General features: G+C 68.9%; 12 protein-coding genes and 5 tRNA genes. 6 read left to right on the forward strand and 11 right to left on the reverse strand.

The window, feature by feature from the left end; translation table 11 throughout:
- Positions 1-146: 146 nt before the first annotated feature.
- From J2852_RS12170 to J2852_RS12210, 9 genes are all read right to left on the reverse strand, one after another.
- Complete coding sequence (locus J2852_RS12170) at positions 147-1,745, reverse strand: ATP-binding response regulator (protein ID WP_209875698.1); 1,599 nt, start codon at positions 1,743-1,745, stop codon at positions 147-149.
- Between the two features lie 107 nt (positions 1,746-1,852).
- A complete protein-coding gene (locus J2852_RS12175) occupies positions 1,853-2,653 on the reverse strand; it encodes a response regulator transcription factor (RefSeq protein ID WP_209875700.1) in 801 nt (266 codons plus the stop codon).
- Positions 2,650-3,750, reverse strand: coding sequence for a chemotaxis-specific protein-glutamate methyltransferase CheB (cheB, locus tag J2852_RS12180; protein ID WP_209875703.1), 1,101 nt, complete (start codon positions 3,748-3,750; stop codon positions 2,650-2,652). The genes J2852_RS12175 and cheB overlap by 4 nt, the downstream gene beginning before the upstream one ends.
- Complete coding sequence (locus J2852_RS12185) at positions 3,747-5,924, reverse strand: hybrid sensor histidine kinase/response regulator (protein ID WP_209875704.1); 2,178 nt, start codon at positions 5,922-5,924, stop codon at positions 3,747-3,749. Before J2852_RS12185 ends, cheB begins: the two co-directional genes overlap by 4 nt.
- A gap of 151 nt (positions 5,925-6,075) precedes the next feature.
- Complete coding sequence (locus J2852_RS12190; protein ID WP_209875709.1) at positions 6,076-7,752, reverse strand: methyl-accepting chemotaxis protein; 1,677 nt, start codon at positions 7,750-7,752, stop codon at positions 6,076-6,078.
- Complete coding sequence (locus J2852_RS12195) at positions 7,749-8,291, reverse strand: chemotaxis protein CheW (protein ID WP_209875711.1); 543 nt, start codon at positions 8,289-8,291, stop codon at positions 7,749-7,751. Before J2852_RS12195 ends, J2852_RS12190 begins: the two co-directional genes overlap by 4 nt.
- On the reverse strand, positions 8,291-9,685 hold the full coding sequence (locus tag J2852_RS12200; protein ID WP_209875713.1) for a CheR family methyltransferase: 1,395 nt from the start codon (positions 9,683-9,685) through the stop codon (positions 8,291-8,293). The genes J2852_RS12195 and J2852_RS12200 overlap by 1 nt, the downstream gene beginning before the upstream one ends.
- On the reverse strand, positions 9,682-10,200 hold the full coding sequence (locus J2852_RS12205) for a chemotaxis protein CheW (protein WP_209875716.1): 519 nt from the start codon (positions 10,198-10,200) through the stop codon (positions 9,682-9,684). The genes J2852_RS12200 and J2852_RS12205 overlap by 4 nt, the downstream gene beginning before the upstream one ends.
- 108 nt (positions 10,201-10,308) lie before the next feature.
- Positions 10,309-13,596 (reverse strand): carbohydrate-binding domain-containing protein, encoded by a 3,288-nt coding sequence (locus tag J2852_RS12210; RefSeq protein ID WP_209875718.1) that lies wholly within the window; start codon positions 13,594-13,596, stop codon positions 10,309-10,311.
- A 187-nt stretch (positions 13,597-13,783) separates the two neighbouring features.
- Between J2852_RS12210 and J2852_RS12215 the strand changes: the two genes are divergently transcribed.
- On the forward strand, positions 13,784-14,269 hold the full coding sequence (locus J2852_RS12215; RefSeq protein WP_209875720.1) for an RT0821/Lpp0805 family surface protein: 486 nt from the start codon (positions 13,784-13,786) through the stop codon (positions 14,267-14,269).
- A 126-nt stretch (positions 14,270-14,395) separates the two neighbouring features.
- Here J2852_RS12215 and J2852_RS12220 read toward each other — a convergent pair whose 3' ends face one another.
- Together J2852_RS12220 and J2852_RS12225 are read right to left on the reverse strand one after the other, a co-directional pair.
- Entirely contained in the window at positions 14,396-15,727 is a 1,332-nt protein-coding gene (locus tag J2852_RS12220) for a TylF/MycF/NovP-related O-methyltransferase (protein WP_343206728.1), read from the reverse strand.
- A gap of 67 nt (positions 15,728-15,794) precedes the next feature.
- On the reverse strand, positions 15,795-16,541 hold the full coding sequence (locus tag J2852_RS12225; RefSeq protein WP_209875722.1) for an SDR family oxidoreductase: 747 nt from the start codon (positions 16,539-16,541) through the stop codon (positions 15,795-15,797).
- Positions 16,542-16,689: 148 nt separating this feature from the next.
- Between J2852_RS12225 and J2852_RS12230 the strand changes: the two genes are divergently transcribed.
- The 5 genes from J2852_RS12230 (at position 16,690) to J2852_RS12250 (ending at position 17,188) form a co-directional block, all read left to right on the forward strand.
- Positions 16,690-16,764 (forward strand) — tRNA-Thr (locus tag J2852_RS12230).
- A 2-nt stretch (positions 16,765-16,766) separates the two neighbouring features.
- A tRNA-Ala gene (locus tag J2852_RS12235) sits at positions 16,767-16,842 on the forward strand.
- Positions 16,843-16,942: 100 nt separating this feature from the next.
- Positions 16,943-17,019: transfer RNA gene (locus J2852_RS12240), tRNA-Asp, on the forward strand.
- A gap of 19 nt (positions 17,020-17,038) precedes the next feature.
- Positions 17,039-17,113: transfer RNA gene (locus J2852_RS12245), tRNA-Val, on the forward strand.
- A gap of 1 nt (position 17,114) precedes the next feature.
- Positions 17,115-17,188: transfer RNA gene (locus J2852_RS12250), tRNA-Gln, on the forward strand.
- Positions 17,189-17,336: the final 148 nt, after the last annotated feature.

Below are 17,336 nucleotides of genomic sequence, written 5' to 3' on the forward strand. Positions count from 1 at the left end.
CATTAAAACACACTCATGACGGAATTTGTCAATCTGGTAAGTAGGTTTTATGCGCAGCGAATCGCCGCGCATATTGGCGGATGCGGGATTTGGTTCGCGTCGCGATGGGGAGGGGACCGGCCGGGTTGCTTCGGCGGCTGGGTCCGTCAGCGCTGGCGGATCTGTTCCAGAACCTGCCGCAGCTCACCGGGGTGCAGCGGCTTGTGAAGGAAGGAGCAGCCGCGCCGCTGGCCTTCCAGAAGCGCGCTCTGCGCCGTTTCGCCGCTGAGGACGACAGCCGGGATGTCGTGGCCGTACAGGCGGCGGACGCGGTCGATGACGTCGAAGCCCGACACCGTGCCGGGCAGACGAAGATCGGTCAGGATCACGGCCGGCGCTTCGGGCAGGCCGTCCAGCACGGCGAAGACCTCGCGCATGTCGCCGGCCGCCGCGACGTTGCAGCCCCAGCTTTCCAGGATCATGGTCAGCCCGGTCAGCACCATGGAATCGTCGTCCACGGCCAGCACGCTCATGCCGGCCAGGGGGGAGGCACCGGCGGGCGCTGTCTGGGCCGGGGGAGCCGGCTCGGGCTCCGCCTGCGGCGCGCCGCTTTCCACGGTGACGGCGAACATGGTGCCGCGCCCGACCCGCGAGTGGACCTCCACCGGGGTGTGCAGCAGCTCCGACAGGCGCCGCACGATGGCGAGCCCCAGGCCGAGGCCCCGCGTGGGATCGCGGTTCGGGTTTTCCAGCTGGTGGAACTCGTCGAAGATAGCGCTTTGCTGCTCCTCAGGAATGCCGAAACCGGTGTCCCACACCTCGACCCGCCATTGCTTGCCCCGCTGGCGCATCGCCAGCAGCAGGCCGCCACGCTGGGTGTAGCGGATGGCGTTGGACAGCAGGTTGCGGACGATGCGCCCGAGCAGGATTGGATCGGTGACCGCCGTGCCGGGGCGCAGATGGGCGCGCAGGCGCAGCCCCTTCTCCTCGCACTGCGGGCGGAATTCATCGACCAGTTGGCCCAGCATCTCGTCGAGCGCGAAGGTCTGCACGTCGGCGCTGACGGTTCCGGCATCCAGCGTGGAGATGTCCAGCAGCGCGTTCAGCAGCCGCTCGCCCGCCGTCATGGCGTTGCCCAGCATCTCCGCCGTGTGCAGGGCCTTCTCGTCGGCGATCTGCGAGCACAGCGCGTCCAGGAACAGCCGCATGGCCTGGAAGGGCTGGCGCAGGTCGTGGCTGGCCGAGGCCAGAAAGCGCGAGCGGGCGGCGGTCGTCCGTTCGATCTCGGCCCGCATGGCCCGCTCCACATCGGCGGTGGCCGCGGCGGTCGCGGCGGCTGTTGCGGCGGCGGTCGCTTCGGCGGTGGCCGACTGATTTGCCGGCGCCTCCGCGGCCACGGCCAGCACGCCGACCGTCCGCCCGGCGCTGGTCAGCGGAACCCCCGTGAAGGCGGCCGGCGCCAGCGCGATGGAGATGCTGTCGGCAAGCGGCGCCTGTCTCCCCGCCTCGAACAGCGGCGCCACGGCCTTGGCCACCGTGGGCCAGTCACCCGCCAGAAAAGTGCTCGCGGAGACACCGTCCGCCGGCCCCTTGCCCAGCAGAGCAGCCAGAAGGTCGTTGGCGTGGAGCGTCGCGGCATCGGGCGTTCCCGCCAGGACGAAGGCCGGAACCGCGCAGGCGCGGCAAATGCGGCGCGCGTTCGCGACGCATTCGGCCTCGCCCCTGGCGGCGTCGGCGGTCACTTGGTCCGGCTGTCGAAACGTCACGTTGCTCTCTCTTGACGCTCTGATCACTCAATCGCTCGGGTATATGGGTCGCGCACCTTAGCCTTTCGTGTGTAGACGATGGAATCGCCCGAAAGCTCTAGATGCGCCTATGCGGAAGGCACGGGGTGCAACACCCGATGCAGATGGTCCTCCACCATGTATTTGCGCCGCAGCAGGGCCATGAGCCGGATTTTCAGCACTTCCATCGGCTGGGACTTGCCGACGAAGTCGTCGGCGCCCGCCGTCAGGCTGGCCGTCAGCCGGTCCTCACCCTCCTGGCTGGTCAGAATGACGATCTGGAAGAACAGGCCCCGCCGCCGTCGGAAGCGGTCGAACCGCTCGCACAGCTGGGTGCCGCTGGTCTCCGGCATGACGAGGTCGAGGATCACGCAGTCGAGCCCGCCGTCCTGCAAAGCCACGACCGCCTCGTCCGCGTTGCGCGCGGCGACGACGTGGCAGCCGGCGTCCTCCAGCTCGGCGCGCAGGAATTCGCGGTAGGTGGCGCTGTCGTCCACGATCAGGATGCGCGCCCGTTTCAGGATGTCGGACACGGTCGGGGGCGCGTTGCGCCGCTCCAGCACGGCCATCGCCTCGCGCACGACGGCGCGGGAGTCCGCCGGGTCGGCCCACAGGGAGTCGGCCGGAAGGGCGACCACCGCCGCCCGCTCCGCCGATCCCAGCAGGATGGTCGGCGCCGGGCAGTGCTGCCGCAGTTCGGCCACCGTCCGGGGTGCCGAGGCGTCGCCCTCCACCATCAGCAGATCGACGGGGTGCTTGGCCAGTTCGGCGACCGCTGCCTCGACGCCATCGACGCAGCCCGCCTCGATGCCCTGCTCTTCCAGCAGCAGCTTCAGCAGCAGTCCCTGCGTCTGCGAGGCGACCACGATCAGTGCCCGAGCTCCGCTCATGAAGGTTCAACTCCCTTCGAAACCAATTCCAGCAACCGCCTTGCCACCTTGTCCAGGGGCAGCTCCGCCGTCGCGCCGCCCAGCTTGATGGCGGTTCCCGGCATGCCATGGATCACGGCGGTGGAGACGTGTTCGGCGATGGTGTAGGCACCCGCGCGGCGCATGTCCACGAGGCCGCGCGCGCCGTCCTCGCCCATGCCGGTCAGCAGCACGCCGATGCCGGTCGCCCCGAAGGCCGAGGCCATGGAGGTGAACAGCACGTCGCCGGACGGGCGCTGCCCGCAGACCGGTTCGGCGTGGACGAGGCGCGTGGCGCCGGGATCGGCGACCAGATGCGCCTCGCCGGGCGCGACATGGACCGTGCCGGGGCGGAGCGGCGCGTTGTGCTCGGCCAGCTTGACCGGCATCGGAACCACCGACTCCAGCCAGGACGCGAAGCCGGCGACGAAGGGCGCGCCGATGTGCTGCACCACAAAGATCGGCAGGGGAAAGCTCGGCGGCAGGTCCTTCAGGATTTTGACCAGGGCCGCCGGCCCGCCGGTGGAGGCAACGAGGCCCAGCGCCCGGAACTTGCGGGCGTTCGCGGCCGGCGCGGTTGGGAACGGGGCGGCCGGGAAGGCGGCGGCTGGGGCTGTCGGGGCCGTTGCCGCCGGCTCGCCGACGCGCCGTCCGCGCTGCCGGATCACCTTCACCTGGCTCATGATGTAGAGCTGGGTGCACAGATGGCTGGCGACCGTCTGATAGTCGGCCCGCGCCATGCTGCCGGGCTTTTCCACCACGGCCAGCGCGCCGGCCTGCAAGGCCCGCATGGGAATGTCCAGATCGTGCACGTCGGACGCGACGACCACGATGGGCACGGGATGCTCGCGCATCAGCCGCTTGGTCACCTCGAAACCGTCGATGCCCGGCAGACGGATGTCCAGCGACACCACGTCGGGCTTCGCCGACGCCACCAGCCGCAAGGCCTGCTCGCCGGAGGAGGCGACGGCGGCGACCTCCATCCGGGGATCCTCGCCGATGACGTGGGCCAGAAGCTGCTGGACGACCGGCGAGTCCTCCACGACCAGCACGCGGATCTTCCTGGGCTTGCCGGTCATAGCAGCCGCCTGATTCCGGCCAGAAGCTCGTTCTGGTCGAACCGCGTCTTCACGATGTAGGCGTCGGCGCCAAGATCCAGGCCGCGCTCCCGGTCCTCGTCGCTGGCGCGCGAGGTGACCAGGATCACCGGCAGGTCCGACGTCAGCGGGTTGCCCTTCACCGCCTGGAGCAGCGCGAACCCGTCCATCCTCGGCATTTCAACGTCGCTGATGATGAGATCCACGTCGCCACCCTCGGCAAGACGCTCCACCGCCTCCCGTCCGTCCACGCAGAGCGTGACCCGGTATCCGTGCGCTTCCAGGATACTCTTTTCCAGCGTGCGGGTGGTGATGGAATCATCGACCACCAGGATGTGCGCGCGCCGCTTGGGCGTCTCCTCGGCGCGGGCCAGCGGTGGCAGCGCGTGCCCGGCCTGCGGCGTCAGCCCGGCGGCGTTCAGGACCAGGGCCGGCGAGCCGTCGTCCAACAGCACGGTGCCGAGGAAGCGCGCCGGGTCGATGCCGACCTCGTCCGCCGCCGCGACCACGCCGTCGCGGGTTCCCAGCAGATCCTCCACCAGCAGGGCAAGCCGCCGCCCGCCCGCGCGGACCACGGCCAGCGCCAGTTTCCGCGCCCCGTCCGGCGGAGCCGGGTCGTAGCCCAGCAGGCCCGCCAGCGACGCCACGGGCACGTCCTCCTCGTCCAGGCGAATGGTCGGCGTGGCGAGGTCGGTGAACAGCTCCTCCGCCGGGACCCGCAACATGCGCGCCACATCAGCGCTCGGCAGCGCCAGAATGTCGTCCTCGACCGCGATGAAGACGAGGCGCTGGCTGAGCAGGCTGAGCGGCACCGCGATGGTCACCACCGTGCCGCCGCCCGGCCGTTCGGTCACCGTCAGCGTGCCTTGCAGGCGGGCGACCTCCTGGCGGGCGATGGCCAGCCCCATGCCGCGCCCGGCCAGCTCCGTCGTCGTGTCGGCGGTGGAGAAGCCCGGCTCGAAGATCAGGTTCAGCAACCGGTCGGGCGGGGCGGAGGCGGCCTCCTCCTCGCTCAGCAGGCCGCGCTCCACGGCGCGCCGCGCGATGGCCTCGGCGTTCAGGCCGCGCCCGTCGTCCTCCAGCCGCAGGATCAGGCGGCTGCCGACCACCGACGTTTCGAACCGGACGGTCGCTGCCGCGCGCTTGCCGGCGACCACCCGCTCGCGCGGCGTCTCGACGCCGTGGCTCACCGCGTTGCGGGCGATGTGGAGGATGGGGTCCTTCAGCCGTTGCAGGACGATGCGGTCGGCCTCGGTCTCCAGGCCGCGGACATCGACCTCGACCTCCTTGCCCTGGGTGCGGCTGAGTTCGCGGATCATGCGGCCGAGCCCGCTGAACTGGGTCTCCGCCGGGAGCATGCGCAGCTGCCGCACCTCCTCCTGAAGGCCGCCGCTCCAGCGGCGCAGCGACCACAGATGCCGGTCGTGCGCGCGGTGCGCCGAGTCCAGCGCCGCCCCCAGCGCGCGGAAGCGCCGTTCGAAGGACATCATGCGGGCCGCCGTCTCGTCGGTCTGCCCGACGCGGGGGCGCACCGCCCGCCAACTCCGCTCCAGCGCCCGCCATTCGCCGCGCAGTTCGTGCAGCTGTTCGACCAGCGCGGACTGGTTCTCGATTTCCGGCAGCAGCCCAGCGGCGGTGGTGAACAGCCGCTCCAGACCGGATGCCCGAATGCGCACCAGCGACGGGGCATCCTCAGCCGGCGGCCTCTGCGCCGGCCGGCGTTCCGGCGGAGTTTCCGGCCTTGGCTGGCGCCGCACGGGCTCCGGTCCGCCCGCCTCCCCGCCTAGCCTGGCGAGGTCGGCCAGCACGTCGGCGGTCTCCACGGGGTTCCCGCCGCGCGTCGCCCAGGCGACCACGTCCTCGATGGCGTCCAGCGCGCGCCGCACGACCGCGCAGACGGCCGTGTCGAACGGCACCGTGCCGCGCTGGACCGCCAGGAACACGGCCTCCAGCCGGTGCGAGAGCACCTCCACATCCGGCAGGTCCACGGCGCGGGCGGCGCCTTTCAGGCTGTGCGCGCGACGGTGGATTTCGGCGAGGTCGGGGCTGTGACCGGGGTCCGCCTCGACGGCGCGCAGCGCCTCGCGGATCGCCGCGAGGTGATCCTTGTGCTCCAGCTCGAACGCGGCGAGCAGGCGTTCGCGGATGTCGCTCATGGCCAACCATCCCCTCTCCCCCCCGGGGAAAGGGTTAGGGTGAGGGGGGAACGTCCACGCGCGTGGGTGGTCCGGCCTGACGGCCGCCCCCTCATCCCAACCCTTCTCCCCGGGGGGGAGAAGGGCTTATGCAGGCGTTCGCGGATGTCGCTCACACGCGGTAGTTCCGGACCGCTTCGACCAGCCCCTGGCCGAGGTCGTTGAGGTTGGCGGCGGCGCCCTCCAGCTGGCGGGTGCCGGCGGCGGTCTGGCTGCTCGCCTCGCGGATGTTCTGCAGCGCCTGGATCACCTGCTCCAGGCCGATCTGCTGCTGGTTGGTGCCGGCGACGATCTGCTGGAAGGCCAGCACGCTCTCCTGGATGCTCTCGGCCAGATCGCGGATGGTCGCCTGGGTGGCGTCGGTCTGGCGCTTGCCGGCGGCGACGCGCTTGACCGCCTCCTCCGTCAGCATGACCGAGGAGTTGATGCCGTGCTGGATCTCGCTGAGGTTGGAACGCACCTGCGAGGTCGCCTCCTTGGCCTGATCGGCCAGGCTTTTGATCTCGCTGGCGACCACGGCGAAGGTCCGGCCGTGCTCGCCGGCCGCCGCCGCCTCGATGGCAGCGTTGAGCGCCAGCAGGTGCGAGCGTTCGGCGATGTCGTTGACGGTCAGGATGATCTCGCCGATGGCCTGGGTGCGCTCGGACAGCACGACGATGTTCTCGGCCACCGCCTCGGCCTGCTCGCGGATCGCGTCCATGGCCTGGTTGGTGTCCTCGGCCGCCTTCAGGCCGGTCTCGCTGCTGGCGGCGGCGGTATGGGCGCTGTGCGAAACGTCCTGGGCGCGGCGGTTGATCTGCGCGCCGGACTCGGTGATCTCGCTGAGCGTCGCCGTGGTCTCCTCGACGGCGGCCAGCTGCTGGGCGACGCTCGCCGCCTGCTGCTGGGTCGAGGCGCGGATCTGCGCGGTCGCCGCGTGCATGCTCTCCGCCGTCGCCCGCGTGGTGTGGGCCATGCCGCGCAAGCTCGCGGTCATCTGGTTGAGGTGCACGCCGAGTTCGGACAGCTCGTCGTTGCCGGGCACGGAGACCTCGCGCGTCAAATCGCCGCCGCCGACCCGCGACACGAAGCCGATGGCCATTCCCAGACGCCGGCTGATGGAGGCGCCGATCAGGTAGGCGATCAGGGAGGCGCAGCCGATCACGAACAGCAGGGCGGCGATGGAGGTCTGCAGCGTGTCGTCGTAAAGCTCCTTGATGTCGTCGCGCCCGGCCTCGGTCAGCCGGTGGACGGCCGCGTGCACGCGGGTCAGGCGCTCGCTGAGCGTGCGCCGCAGCTCCTCCAGGCGGCCCCGGCGCTTGGCGACTTCGGTGGCGTCCCCCTGTTCGACCCGTTCCAGCATGATCAGCGCGTCGTCCAGGATGGAACGCGCCGTCCGCTCCAGCCCCTCCACCTCCTCCTTCAACTCGCCCCACGCCTTGCGCCGGTTCGCCGTGATGCCCGCCATGTTCCGTTCCGCCGCCATCGCCTTCAGGCTGCCGATCTTGTCGAACAGCCGGACGGCGCCTTCCTGGTAGCGCTGGCGCAGGGTGCCGGTTTCGGGCGTACGTCCCTCCGCCACCGCCAGGGCGGCGGCGTTCATGGCCGTCTCGCGGATGCTGCGCAGGTCGCCCTGGAGAACCTCGATCTCGCGGACCGTGTCGGACACCTGGACGTCGTAGGTCGAGATGCTCCCCATGATCCGCAACGCTTCGGAGATGCGGTAGAGCTGGAACGACGCCATCCCCGCCGCCAGCAGGCAGACGATCCCGAAGCCGAGGACCAGCTTGTGCGCGACCTTCAGTTTCATTGTTCTTCCCCAGTGATCCCCGGTGCGATCCTCAGTCTGTCGAGAATCGCCGCCACGTCCAGCACGGCGACGCGATCCGGCGTGATGGCGGTGATGAAGGCCCCGGCCTCCGGCGGCGCGCCGAAGCGTCCCGGCTCCAGCTCCGCCACGGTTTCCACGGTGCGCAGGCGCAGCGCCACCGGCCGCGCGCCGCGCAGCACGACGGCGAAGCCGCCGCCGGCCGGAACGGCGGTGCGTTCGCACAGCCGATCCACGTCGAACAGGCGCATGACCCGCCCGTCGATGGCGATCAGCCCCAGCAGTTCCGGCGGCCCGCCCGGCACCCGCGCCACGCGCGGCAGCGGCACGACGCGGGAAAGGAGCCGAAGCTCCAGCCCGTACAGCCCGTCCGCGCCGCGCCCGACCAGCAGGGGCACGGTGGGCGCCCTTTCCTCGGCCGAAGACGTCATACGGGCCAGCTCGTCGGCCCGACGGCGCAGCAGTTCGTCGGCCCAAGTGCTGGTCGAAGGGGTGCCGGTGGAGGGAGCGCGGTCGTGCATCACGCCTCATCCCCCGAGAACCAGAGGTCGATCATGCTGCGCAGCTCGGCCACGGTCAGCCCCCCGCCCTCGGCGACCAGATCGGTCCCGTCCAGACCGGCGACCGCCGCGCGGGCGTTGCGAAAATGGCGCTGCGCCGGGGCCAGCTTGCCGCGCCGCCAATAGGCCAGCGCCAGATGGTAGTCGGCCAGCGCGAATCCGGAATCGAGGTACAGCGCGCGTTTGAAGGCGGCAACCGGGTCGCCGACGCCCAACTCCTCCTCCAGCAGGCCGAGGCGGTAATGCACGGCCGGGTCGAGGCGGTTGCGTTCGGCCAGCGCGAGGTAGGCTTCCAACGCCGCCGCCCGGTCGCCGCCTTCCGCCGGGAGCCCGGGCGGGACCGGGTCCGAAGCGGGGGCCGGGGCGGTGGATGGCGCGGTGGACGCGGGACGGCGGCGCACCAACGCTGTGCGGGAAGGCTTGGAGGCGGGCTTCGCCTTAGGCGGTGCGGCTTCCGGCGGTACCGGAACCGGCGCGAGCACGGCGATCGGATCGACTCCGGGAAGCGGCTTGCGGAACAGCGTGGCGCCCGGCACCGGCACCGGCGTGAACAGGGCGTTGACCTGCGGCCCCGTTTCCGCGTGGCCGACGACCAGCCAGCCGTTCGGCGCCAGCGCCGCGTGCAGCCCTTCCAGCAGCCGGCCGCGCGTCGCCTCGTCGAAATAGATCATGACGTTGCGGCACAGCACCACGTCCAGCGCGCCCAGCCCGCGCGGGTAGTTGGGCAGCCGGTCCTCGACAAGGTTGAAGAGGGCGAAGGACGTCCATTCCCGGAAGCGCGGCTTGACCACCCATTGGTCGTCGCGGCGGTCGAAGCATTCCGCCAGCACCGACGGGGGAAGACCGCGCACCGCCCAGTTGCCGTAAGCACCCCGCCTTGCCGTTTCCAGAAAGCTGCCGTTGATGTCCGTGCCGACGATGCTGACCTGCCAGCCCCGCAACTGCTCCGCGAAATGGCGCTTCAGGAGGATTTCCAGCGTGTAGACCTCCGGCCCGGTCGAGCATCCGGCGCTCCAGATCCGCAGCATCCGGCTTTTCTCGTTGCGGCGCAGGCATTCCGGGATGGCGACGGCGCACAGCGCCTCGAACTGCTCGGCATAGCGGAAGAAGAAGGTCTCGCCGACCGTCAGTTCGTTGATGAGCGCCTGATACTCCGGCCCGCTCGGCCCCTCGCCGTCGAGAATCGCCAGATAGTCGGCAAGGCCCGGCACGCCGCGCTCGGCCAGCCGGCGGCTGACCCGGTCGGCAAGGGCCGCATCCTTGTCGGCGTAATAGGCAAGGCCGGTCGCGCCGATGACGGCGGACTTCAGGCGCGCGAAGGCGGGATCCTTCAGGACGGTGGCGGCGCGATTCATGCGGCGGGCTCCGCGCCCTCGGCCGCCTGCCACTTGGCGAGCCGCTCGTCGGCCATGGCCTGGAAGGCGGCGAGCAGATGGCCCTCCGTCTCGGTCAGCAGCCGTTCGGGAGCCAGCACCGTGGCGTCATTCGCCCGGAACCGAACGCTGCCGATGGCGCAGCCGTTGAAGGTCAGGCCCGTATCCGGAAGCTCCTGCATGACTGCCGGAATGACGTCGGACACCCGGTCGGCCAGCAGCGCCAGCGGGCGGCCGTCGCGTTCGATCAGCAGCAGCGGCGCGTAGAGCCCCGGTGCCGCCGGCTCAAGCCCCAGCAGCAGGTCGAGGCGCAGGACCGGCACGATCCGGCCCTGATAGCGGAAACACCCCGCCACCACCGGCGGGGCGGTGGGCGGGGTGTCGAGGCGCGGCAGGGGCAGAAACCGGCGCACGGCCGCCGCCGGCAGGGCGAGAAGCCTGCCGGAGACGGAGAAGACGACGTACCGTGACGCCGATTCTGTTGCCGCTGCGTCCATCGCCGAGCGCGCCTTGCCATACCGGGGTAGCCAAAACCGGCGCAGAACATGCCGCATCGGATCGGTGATGGAAATACCCCGAAAGGCAAGGCTCTCGGCCTATGGATGTCAGGACAGAAGGCCCATCTGGTCCAACGGCAGGGCGTCGAAGCCGTGCTGGAACACCGCGGAATCCGACGCCAGCGCGTAGTTGTCCTGCGCCGGATTGACGAAATGGGGGTCCAGCGCCAGCGAATCCCGGTCGTATCCGGCCGCCTGCCAGTCGGACAGCCGGCCCGACGCGCCGCTCGCCATCACCTGCGGCCAAGCGTTGAACACGACCTCGTTCGGGTCCACGTCGGCGTAGAAGTTGCCGTGGAAGGTCCCGGCCGTCTTCGGCCCGTCAATGCGCACGGCGGTGCCGTTGCTGCCGATGTCGAAGATGTTCTCCGAGATGTCGTTGTTCGCCATCGGCGTGCCCTTCCAGCCGCCCCAGCCGACGCTCTGCTGCAGGCCGATCTGGGTGCCGGCGTTGTCGGCGATCACGTTGTTGGTGACCGTGTTGTTCCAGCCGCCGTGCAGGAACACGCCGCCGACGTTGCCGTGGACGAGGTTGCCGCGCACCGTGGCGCCGCTGGTCCAGTCGTCCAGGTAGATGCCCCAGCTGACCAGCGCCTTCGGGTCGAGGAAGGTCGGCGACACGCTGCCGTCCCAACGGACGTTGCCGAACGCGGTGGTGCCGGTCACCTCGTTGTATTCGACGACGTGGCCGGTGAGGTCCTGCTGCCGGTTGATCAGGTAGATGCCGCCGCCGTCGCTGGTCTCCAGGTTGGCGTTGACAATCTTGTTGTAGCTGATCGTGTTCCGGTAGGAGGCGTCGCCCGACGACTGGACGGAGCCGATGGCGATGGCTTTGCCCGGCGTGTCCTCGATCTGGTTGTGGGTGATCTTGACGTCGGAGCTGCCGTTGACCCACACCGCGTCGCCGCCGTGGTCGAGCGATCCCGCGTGCTGGATCAGGTTGTTGGAGATCTCCGTAAAGTTGGAATTCTGCTTCACGAAGATGGACTCAAGGCCCGTGTGGTCGAAGTGGTTGCCGGTGATCTTGGTGTTGGCGCTGTTCTGCACCGTGATGCCGTAGCCGACGTTTTCCACGACGTTGTTCTTGAAGTTCAAGCCGCTGGCGTTGTCGGCGAAGACCGCGTGGCCGTTCGGCCCGCCGTCGGCCAGCGTCAGCCCATCAATGGTGACGTTCTTGGCGCCGCCCAGCCCGACCAGCACCGGTATCTGCGAGGCGACGATCTTGTGGCCGACCGGGGTGCCGCCCTCCGGCCTGAACAGGATCTGGTTCGACGCCGCGTCGTAGAACCACTCATTCACGGCGTCCAGCTGGTCCTTGGCGTTGAACAGGTAGAAGCGGCTGCCGGCGCCGAAGGCGTCGTAGCTGCCCTGGGCCAGCGTGATCGTGTTGGTCGAATAGTCGATGCTCTTCACCGGAACGGTCACGTTGTCGTAGCCGTGCTGGGTGAAGACGCTCGCCATCAGGCCGTTGGTGTTGCTGATGACCGGGATGTCGCCGGCCTTGAAGCCGAACTGGGTGGACGGGTTCGGTCCGGCCTTCGTCGCGATCACCCAGCCGCCGTCGACCGGCTTGCTCGGGTCGGCGTTCGGCGTGCGGGCCAGCGTCTGGCGCTCCCCGTCCATCGACAGATCCAGCACCGGCTTCGTGCCGGCCGGCAGCTGCGCGCTCCACAGCCCGTTGCCGCGCGACACCCAGTTGTCGATCTGCATGCCGCCGTGGAACACGGGCGTCTCGTTGCCGTAGGCGGCGAAGCGCACGCCGGAGTCCTGGGAATCCAGCCAGAGCTGGTCCTTCATGTAGTAATCGCCGCCGCGCACGTAGGTGACGTCGATGTCCGGGTTCGCGCGCATGGCGTCGCGGGCGCCGTTCAGCGTCGCCTTCGGGCCGTCGGTGCCCTCGGCGTTGGGAGCGGCGAGCTTGCCCGACCAGCTGTCCTTGCCGTTGGTGGCCACATAGATGGCCGGACCGCTCGGCGGGGTGGTCGGGACGGGATCCGTCGGGGTCGGGTTGGCCGGGGTCGGCGTCGTGGTGCCCGTGCCGGGGAAGTAGCTCTTGTCGGCGCTGACGACCAAGGTCCCGTTCCACCACATTCCGGACTGGCCGGCGACCACGTCCTTACCATCCAGAGCGCCCTTGTCGTAGGTCACGATGCTGTCGGTCGGCGCCACCGCCTTGCCGTTGATCGTGACCTTGTTGACGATGAGGGAGCGGTCCTGGCCGTTGATGTAGGTGTCGTTGTCGTACTGGATCTGCACCTTGTGGGCCTGATCCGGAGTGACCGACGCGGTGAAGGCATAATCCTTCGCCGTGGTGCCCACGGTGCCTTCGCCGACCTGTTTGCCGTCCACCATCAGCTTGAAATGCGCGTTGGCTCCGCCCGCCGGGTTGCCATGGGCGTTCACCACGATGGTCGAGCTGCCCGCGCCGGGCGTGGGCGTCGTCGGAGTCGGGGTGGTGAGCGTCCCGGTCGGGAAGTGGGTGGCCGGCGCATCGACGACCAGCGTTCCGTTCCACCACAGGCCCGCCTGGCCCTTAACCACGTCCTTGCCGTCCAGCGCGCCCTTGTCGTAGGTCACATTGCTGTCGGTGGGGGCCACGGCATGGCCGTTGATCGTGACCTTGTTGACGATCAGCGACCGGTCCTGGCCGTTGATGTAAGTGTCGTTGTCGTACTGCACCTGCACCTTGTGCGCGACGCCGGGCGCGGCGTTGACGGTGAAGGCGTAATCCTTGGCCGTGGTGCCTACGGTGCCCTCGCCGACCTTCTGCCCGTCGATCAGCAGGTTGAAATGCGCGTTGGCGCCACCGGCCGGATTGCCCTGGGCGTTCACAACGATGGTCGAGCTGCCCGTTCCGGTCGTCGGGCTGGTCGGGGGCGTTGTCGGGGTCGTGGGCGTGGTAGGCGTCGTCGGCGTGGTCGTGCCGCTGCCGGCGGGGTAGTAGCTGGCCGGCGTGCTGAAATTCAGCGCACCCTCCCACCACATGCCTTCCTGCCCGGCGACGACGTCATTGCCGTCCAGCGCGTAGCGGTCGTAGGTGGCCTGCGTCGGCTCCAGCGTGTTGCCGTTCACGACGACGGAGCGGACATACAGGTTGCGGTCCTGCCCGCTGACGGACGCGTCGTTGTCGTAATGGATCTGCACCAGATGCGCCTGGGACGGCGCAACCTTCGCGGTGAAGCTGTAGGCATTCGGATTGGTCGCGCTCACCGTCGCCTGCCCGGCCTCGACGCCGTCGATCAGCAGGCGGAAGTGCGGCCAGACGCCTCCGGCGGACTGCCCATAGGCGTTCACGACAATCTTGGCGTCGATAAGGCCTGTGGTGGTCGTGGCCATTGGTCCGTTCCTTGTGGTGTTTTCAACACACGCAAGGGTGAACGCAGGCGTTAGACATTTGTGCTACATTTTAGTAACAGGTATCGGCACCTCCCTCCGTGCTTCCATGCCGGCCAAACCGAAGACCCATAAGGATGAAATCGCCCTCTTCGGTGTTAAAGGCGTACACGGAACCAAGAGGAATTCCATGAAGAAGATCGCTGTTACCCTCGTCGTCGCCCTGTCCCTGGCTGGTTGCGCCCAGAGCGGCGGCGGCTACGGGACCGGCTACGGGACCAAGCAGACCGTCGGCACCTTGGGGGGTGCTGTTGCCGGCGGCCTGGTCGGTTCACGGTTCGGTGGCGGCACTGGCAAAATGGTCGCCGTCGGCCTCGGCACACTGCTGGGCGCCTATGCCGGCAGCGAGTTCGGCAAGTCGCTCGACCGCGCGGACGAGACCTACGCCCAGCAGGCGGCATCCCAGGCCTACGCGGCCCCGCTCGGCCAGACCGTACAGTGGAACAACCCGCAGTCCGGCAACTACGGCACCATCACGCCGACCCGTGACGGCTATTCCAACACCGGCGCCTATTGCCGGGAATACCAGCAGACCGTCTATGTGAACGGCCGCGCGCAGCAGGCGTCCGGTCAGGCCTGCCAGCAGCCGGACGGCACCTGGCGCATCATGTCCTAAAGCGAATTTGCATTCGCTTTAGGCTCATATGGCCTCATGTGCCGGCCGGGCTTCGGCCGCCAATGTCCAAACAGAAGGCTGGCGGCCGGGACCGCCGTCGCGGTCCAAAGCGGATCGAAATCCGCTTTATGAAGCAACAGGCGGGGCCTCCGCCGAACCGATTGCGGTGAGGCGGATGGCCACCTGCTTCGTGAACGGGCTGACGGCGATGACCTCCCAGGCCACGCTGTGCTCGCGGGCGTATTCCTGGAACGCCTTGTACTCGTCCTCGCGCCAGCTGCGATTTCCGATGAACTCGTCGAAGACCAGCACCGTGCCCGGCATGAACCGGGGTGCCAGCGCGGTCAGCACCGTCTTCGCCGACGAGTAGATGTCGCTGTCCACGTTCACGAAGCGCACCGGCCCGCCGTGCGCCTCCAGAAAGGGCGGCAGCGTGTCCTCGAACCAGCCGGCGTGCAGCACGACGTTGGGCCGCACCGGCGGCAGTTGGCTACCGGTGGTCAGCACGCCCTGAGGCTCGTTCACCCAGGCTTCCGGCAGCCCCTCGAACGAATCGAAGCCGTGCACCGTCTGCCCGGTCGCCTCAGCGATCTGGTTGATCGAAGTGCCGCGCCGCACCCCGAACTCCAGCACCATGCCCGGCACCGTCGCCTCGCCCAGCGCGAAGCGCAGCACCTCCGCCCCCACGCCGAACAGCCGCGCGTCGGCAGCCATGTGCGGCAGGATGGCGGCGACCGATTCCACCAGCGGCAGCCGCTTCGGGTTGCCCGCCACCTTGTCGTCGAACAGCGCCTTCGCCTCGTCCGCCCGCCCCAGCAGCATGTGATAGGCGCAGAGATAGGCCCAGTATTTCCCGTTCGCCCCGGTGCAGCCCGTCGCCCGGCGCAGACGCCGCAGCGCGTCCTCCACCCCATGGATGCCCAGCGCAGCCGCGTGGCTGCCGAACCATGCCGCCGCATGCTCCGGATCGTCCTTCAGCCGCTCGTCGTAGGTCGCCAGCGCCCCGGCGGCATCGCCAAGATGCGCGAGGCTGATCGCCCGCTCATACAGAATGTCGGCGCTGCGGTTGCCTTGGTCCAGCGCCGCGCCGGTCACCCGCACCGCGTCGGGAAAGCGCGCGTCGCGCCGATAGGCTCCAGCCAGCGCCTCCAGAATGCCAGAAAAGCCTGGATTGGCCGCCGCCACCCGCTCGAACCACACGACCGCTTGCAGCAATTCACTGGCCGCGACCAAGGCATGCCCCAGGTGGAACAGCACTTCCAGGGCGCCCGGCTCCAGCACCACCGCACGCCGCAGATGCCCCAGCGCCGTCCGAGAGTCGCGCCGCCCAAGCTCGGCGATGCCGGCCAACAGGGCGCGCTGCGGGCACGCCGCGTCCACGGGCGCCAGCGCCTTCAGCGCGGCCTTGTAATGGCGCGCGGCCAGCAGGCCCCGCACGGCGGTCAGATCATTGTCCACGGAGAACCCGTCAATCGCACCCGAAAAGCGCGCGACGATGCCGCGCCGTGGCGGCCCGATGCAAGCCCTACAGCGTCCAGCCGCCGTCGATCACATGGATGGCCCCGGTGGTGAAGGACGATTCGTCCGACGCCAGATAGACCGCCAGCGCCGCGATCTCCTCCGGACGGCCCAGCCGGCCCATGGGCTGGCGGGCGATGAAGGCGGCGCGGGCCTTCTCCGCGTCGCCCTGGGCGGCGATGCGCTCCTCCAGCGACGGGGTCTCGACGGTGCCAGGGCAGATGGCGTTGCAGCGGATGCCCTTTGCCACGAAATCGGCGGCGATGGACTTGGTCAACCCGATGACCGCCGCCTTGGTGGTGCCGTAGACGAAGCGGTTCGGCGCGCCTTTGATGCTCGACGCGCCCGAGGACATGTTGATGATGCTGCCGCCCTTCCCGGCGCGATCCAGCATGCCCGGCAGGAAAGCGCGGCACGTCCGGTACATGGACTTCACGTTCAGGTCGAACGAGAAATCCCAATCCTCCTCCCCGCATTCCAGCACCGTGCCGTGGTGGACGAATCCGGCGCAGTTGAACAGCACCTGCACCGGTCCGACCGCCCGCGCCGCCTCGGCGACCGCCGCCGAATCCCGCACGTTCAGGATCCGCGTCTTGATCTCCGGCCGTTCGGCGCGCAGCCGGTCCAGGGCATCCCCATTGATGTCGGTGGCGATCACCCGAGCGCCTTCGGCGGCGAAGGCCAGCGCCGTCGCCCGGCCGATCCCCTGGCCGGCGGCGGTCAGAAACGCGGTTTTCCCGGAAAGCCTGCCCATTCCGTCCTCCCTTGTCGCGAGCCTCTGGCGGGCCCGTGCGGCCAGTCTGTCCGCCGCCCGAATGCCCGACAAGCTGGCCTTGGTGGTTATGCGAAGAATTCCCTTTGACACGGGCTCTGCGGTTTGCTACTCACCCGCTCCCGCCGATGCTGCCGTAGCTCAGTGGTAGAGCACTCCCTTGGTAAGGGAGAGGTCGAGAGTTCAATCCTCTCTGGCAGCACCATTGGGGCCGTAGCTCAGATGGGAGAGCGCCTCGTTCGCAATGAGGAGGTCAGGGGTTCGATCCCCCTCGGCTCCACCAACTTCTTTGGCGGTTGGTTCGGTAACTTAGGTGAGTGTGTTTTTCTGGTTTTTGTACTTGCTTCGGCGGCCTGAGTTCAGTAAAAGGTCGCCAACACGATGCGGGTGTAGCTCAGTTGGTTAGAGCGCCGGCCTGTCACGCCGGAGGCCGCGGGTTCAAGTCCCGTCACTCGCGCCACTTTCTATCTCGTGGTTAAGGTCCTGTAGCTCAGCGGGAGAGCACTACGTTGACATCGTAGGGGTCACAGGTTCAATCCCTGTCGGGACCACCATTGGGGGATCGTCTAGCGGTAGGACAGCGGACTCTGACTCCGCCAGCCTAGGTTCGAATCCTAGTCCCCCAACCATCTTTTCCACACAGCCTCCACCTTTTACAATTTTGCGGTTCGCGCTCAGCGCGCAATGCCGGGCGCGTGCAGGAGCAACGCCCCGCCCTCGCCGTTTGCATTCCCATCTGCCAATCCCCTCGAATTGGGCGTACAATCGCAGTGTACG

Origin of the sequence: Azospirillum soli (assembly GCF_017876165.1) — a bacterium.
In the GTDB taxonomy this organism is placed as follows: domain Bacteria; phylum Pseudomonadota; class Alphaproteobacteria; order Azospirillales; family Azospirillaceae; genus Azospirillum; species Azospirillum soli.

What these genes read in the sequence shown, in the direction of transcription:
- J2852_RS12175 (WP_209875700.1), bottom strand. Translation starts at nt 2,653, where the DNA reads ATGAGCGGAGCTCGGGCACTGATCGTGGTCGCCTCGCAGACGCAGGGA.
- cheB (WP_209875703.1), bottom strand. Translation starts at nt 3,750, where the DNA reads ATGACCGGCAAGCCCAGGAAGATCCGCGTGCTGGTCGTGGAGGACTCG.
- J2852_RS12185 (WP_209875704.1), bottom strand. Translation starts at nt 5,924, where the DNA reads ATGAGCGACATCCGCGAACGCCTGCTCGCCGCGTTCGAGCTGGAGCAC.
- J2852_RS12190 (WP_209875709.1), bottom strand. Translation starts at nt 7,752, where the DNA reads ATGAAACTGAAGGTCGCGCACAAGCTGGTCCTCGGCTTCGGGATCGTC.
- J2852_RS12195 (WP_209875711.1), bottom strand. Translation starts at nt 8,291, where the DNA reads ATGCACGACCGCGCTCCCTCCACCGGCACCCCTTCGACCAGCACTTGG.
- J2852_RS12200 (WP_209875713.1), bottom strand. Translation starts at nt 9,685, where the DNA reads ATGAATCGCGCCGCCACCGTCCTGAAGGATCCCGCCTTCGCGCGCCTG.
- J2852_RS12205 (WP_209875716.1), bottom strand. Translation starts at nt 10,200, where the DNA reads ATGGACGCAGCGGCAACAGAATCGGCGTCACGGTACGTCGTCTTCTCC.
- J2852_RS12210 (WP_209875718.1), bottom strand. Translation starts at nt 13,596, where the DNA reads ATGGCCACGACCACCACAGGCCTTATCGACGCCAAGATTGTCGTGAAC.
- J2852_RS12215 (WP_209875720.1), top strand. Translation starts at nt 13,784, where the DNA reads ATGAAGAAGATCGCTGTTACCCTCGTCGTCGCCCTGTCCCTGGCTGGT.
- J2852_RS12225 (WP_209875722.1), bottom strand. Translation starts at nt 16,541, where the DNA reads ATGGGCAGGCTTTCCGGGAAAACCGCGTTTCTGACCGCCGCCGGCCAG.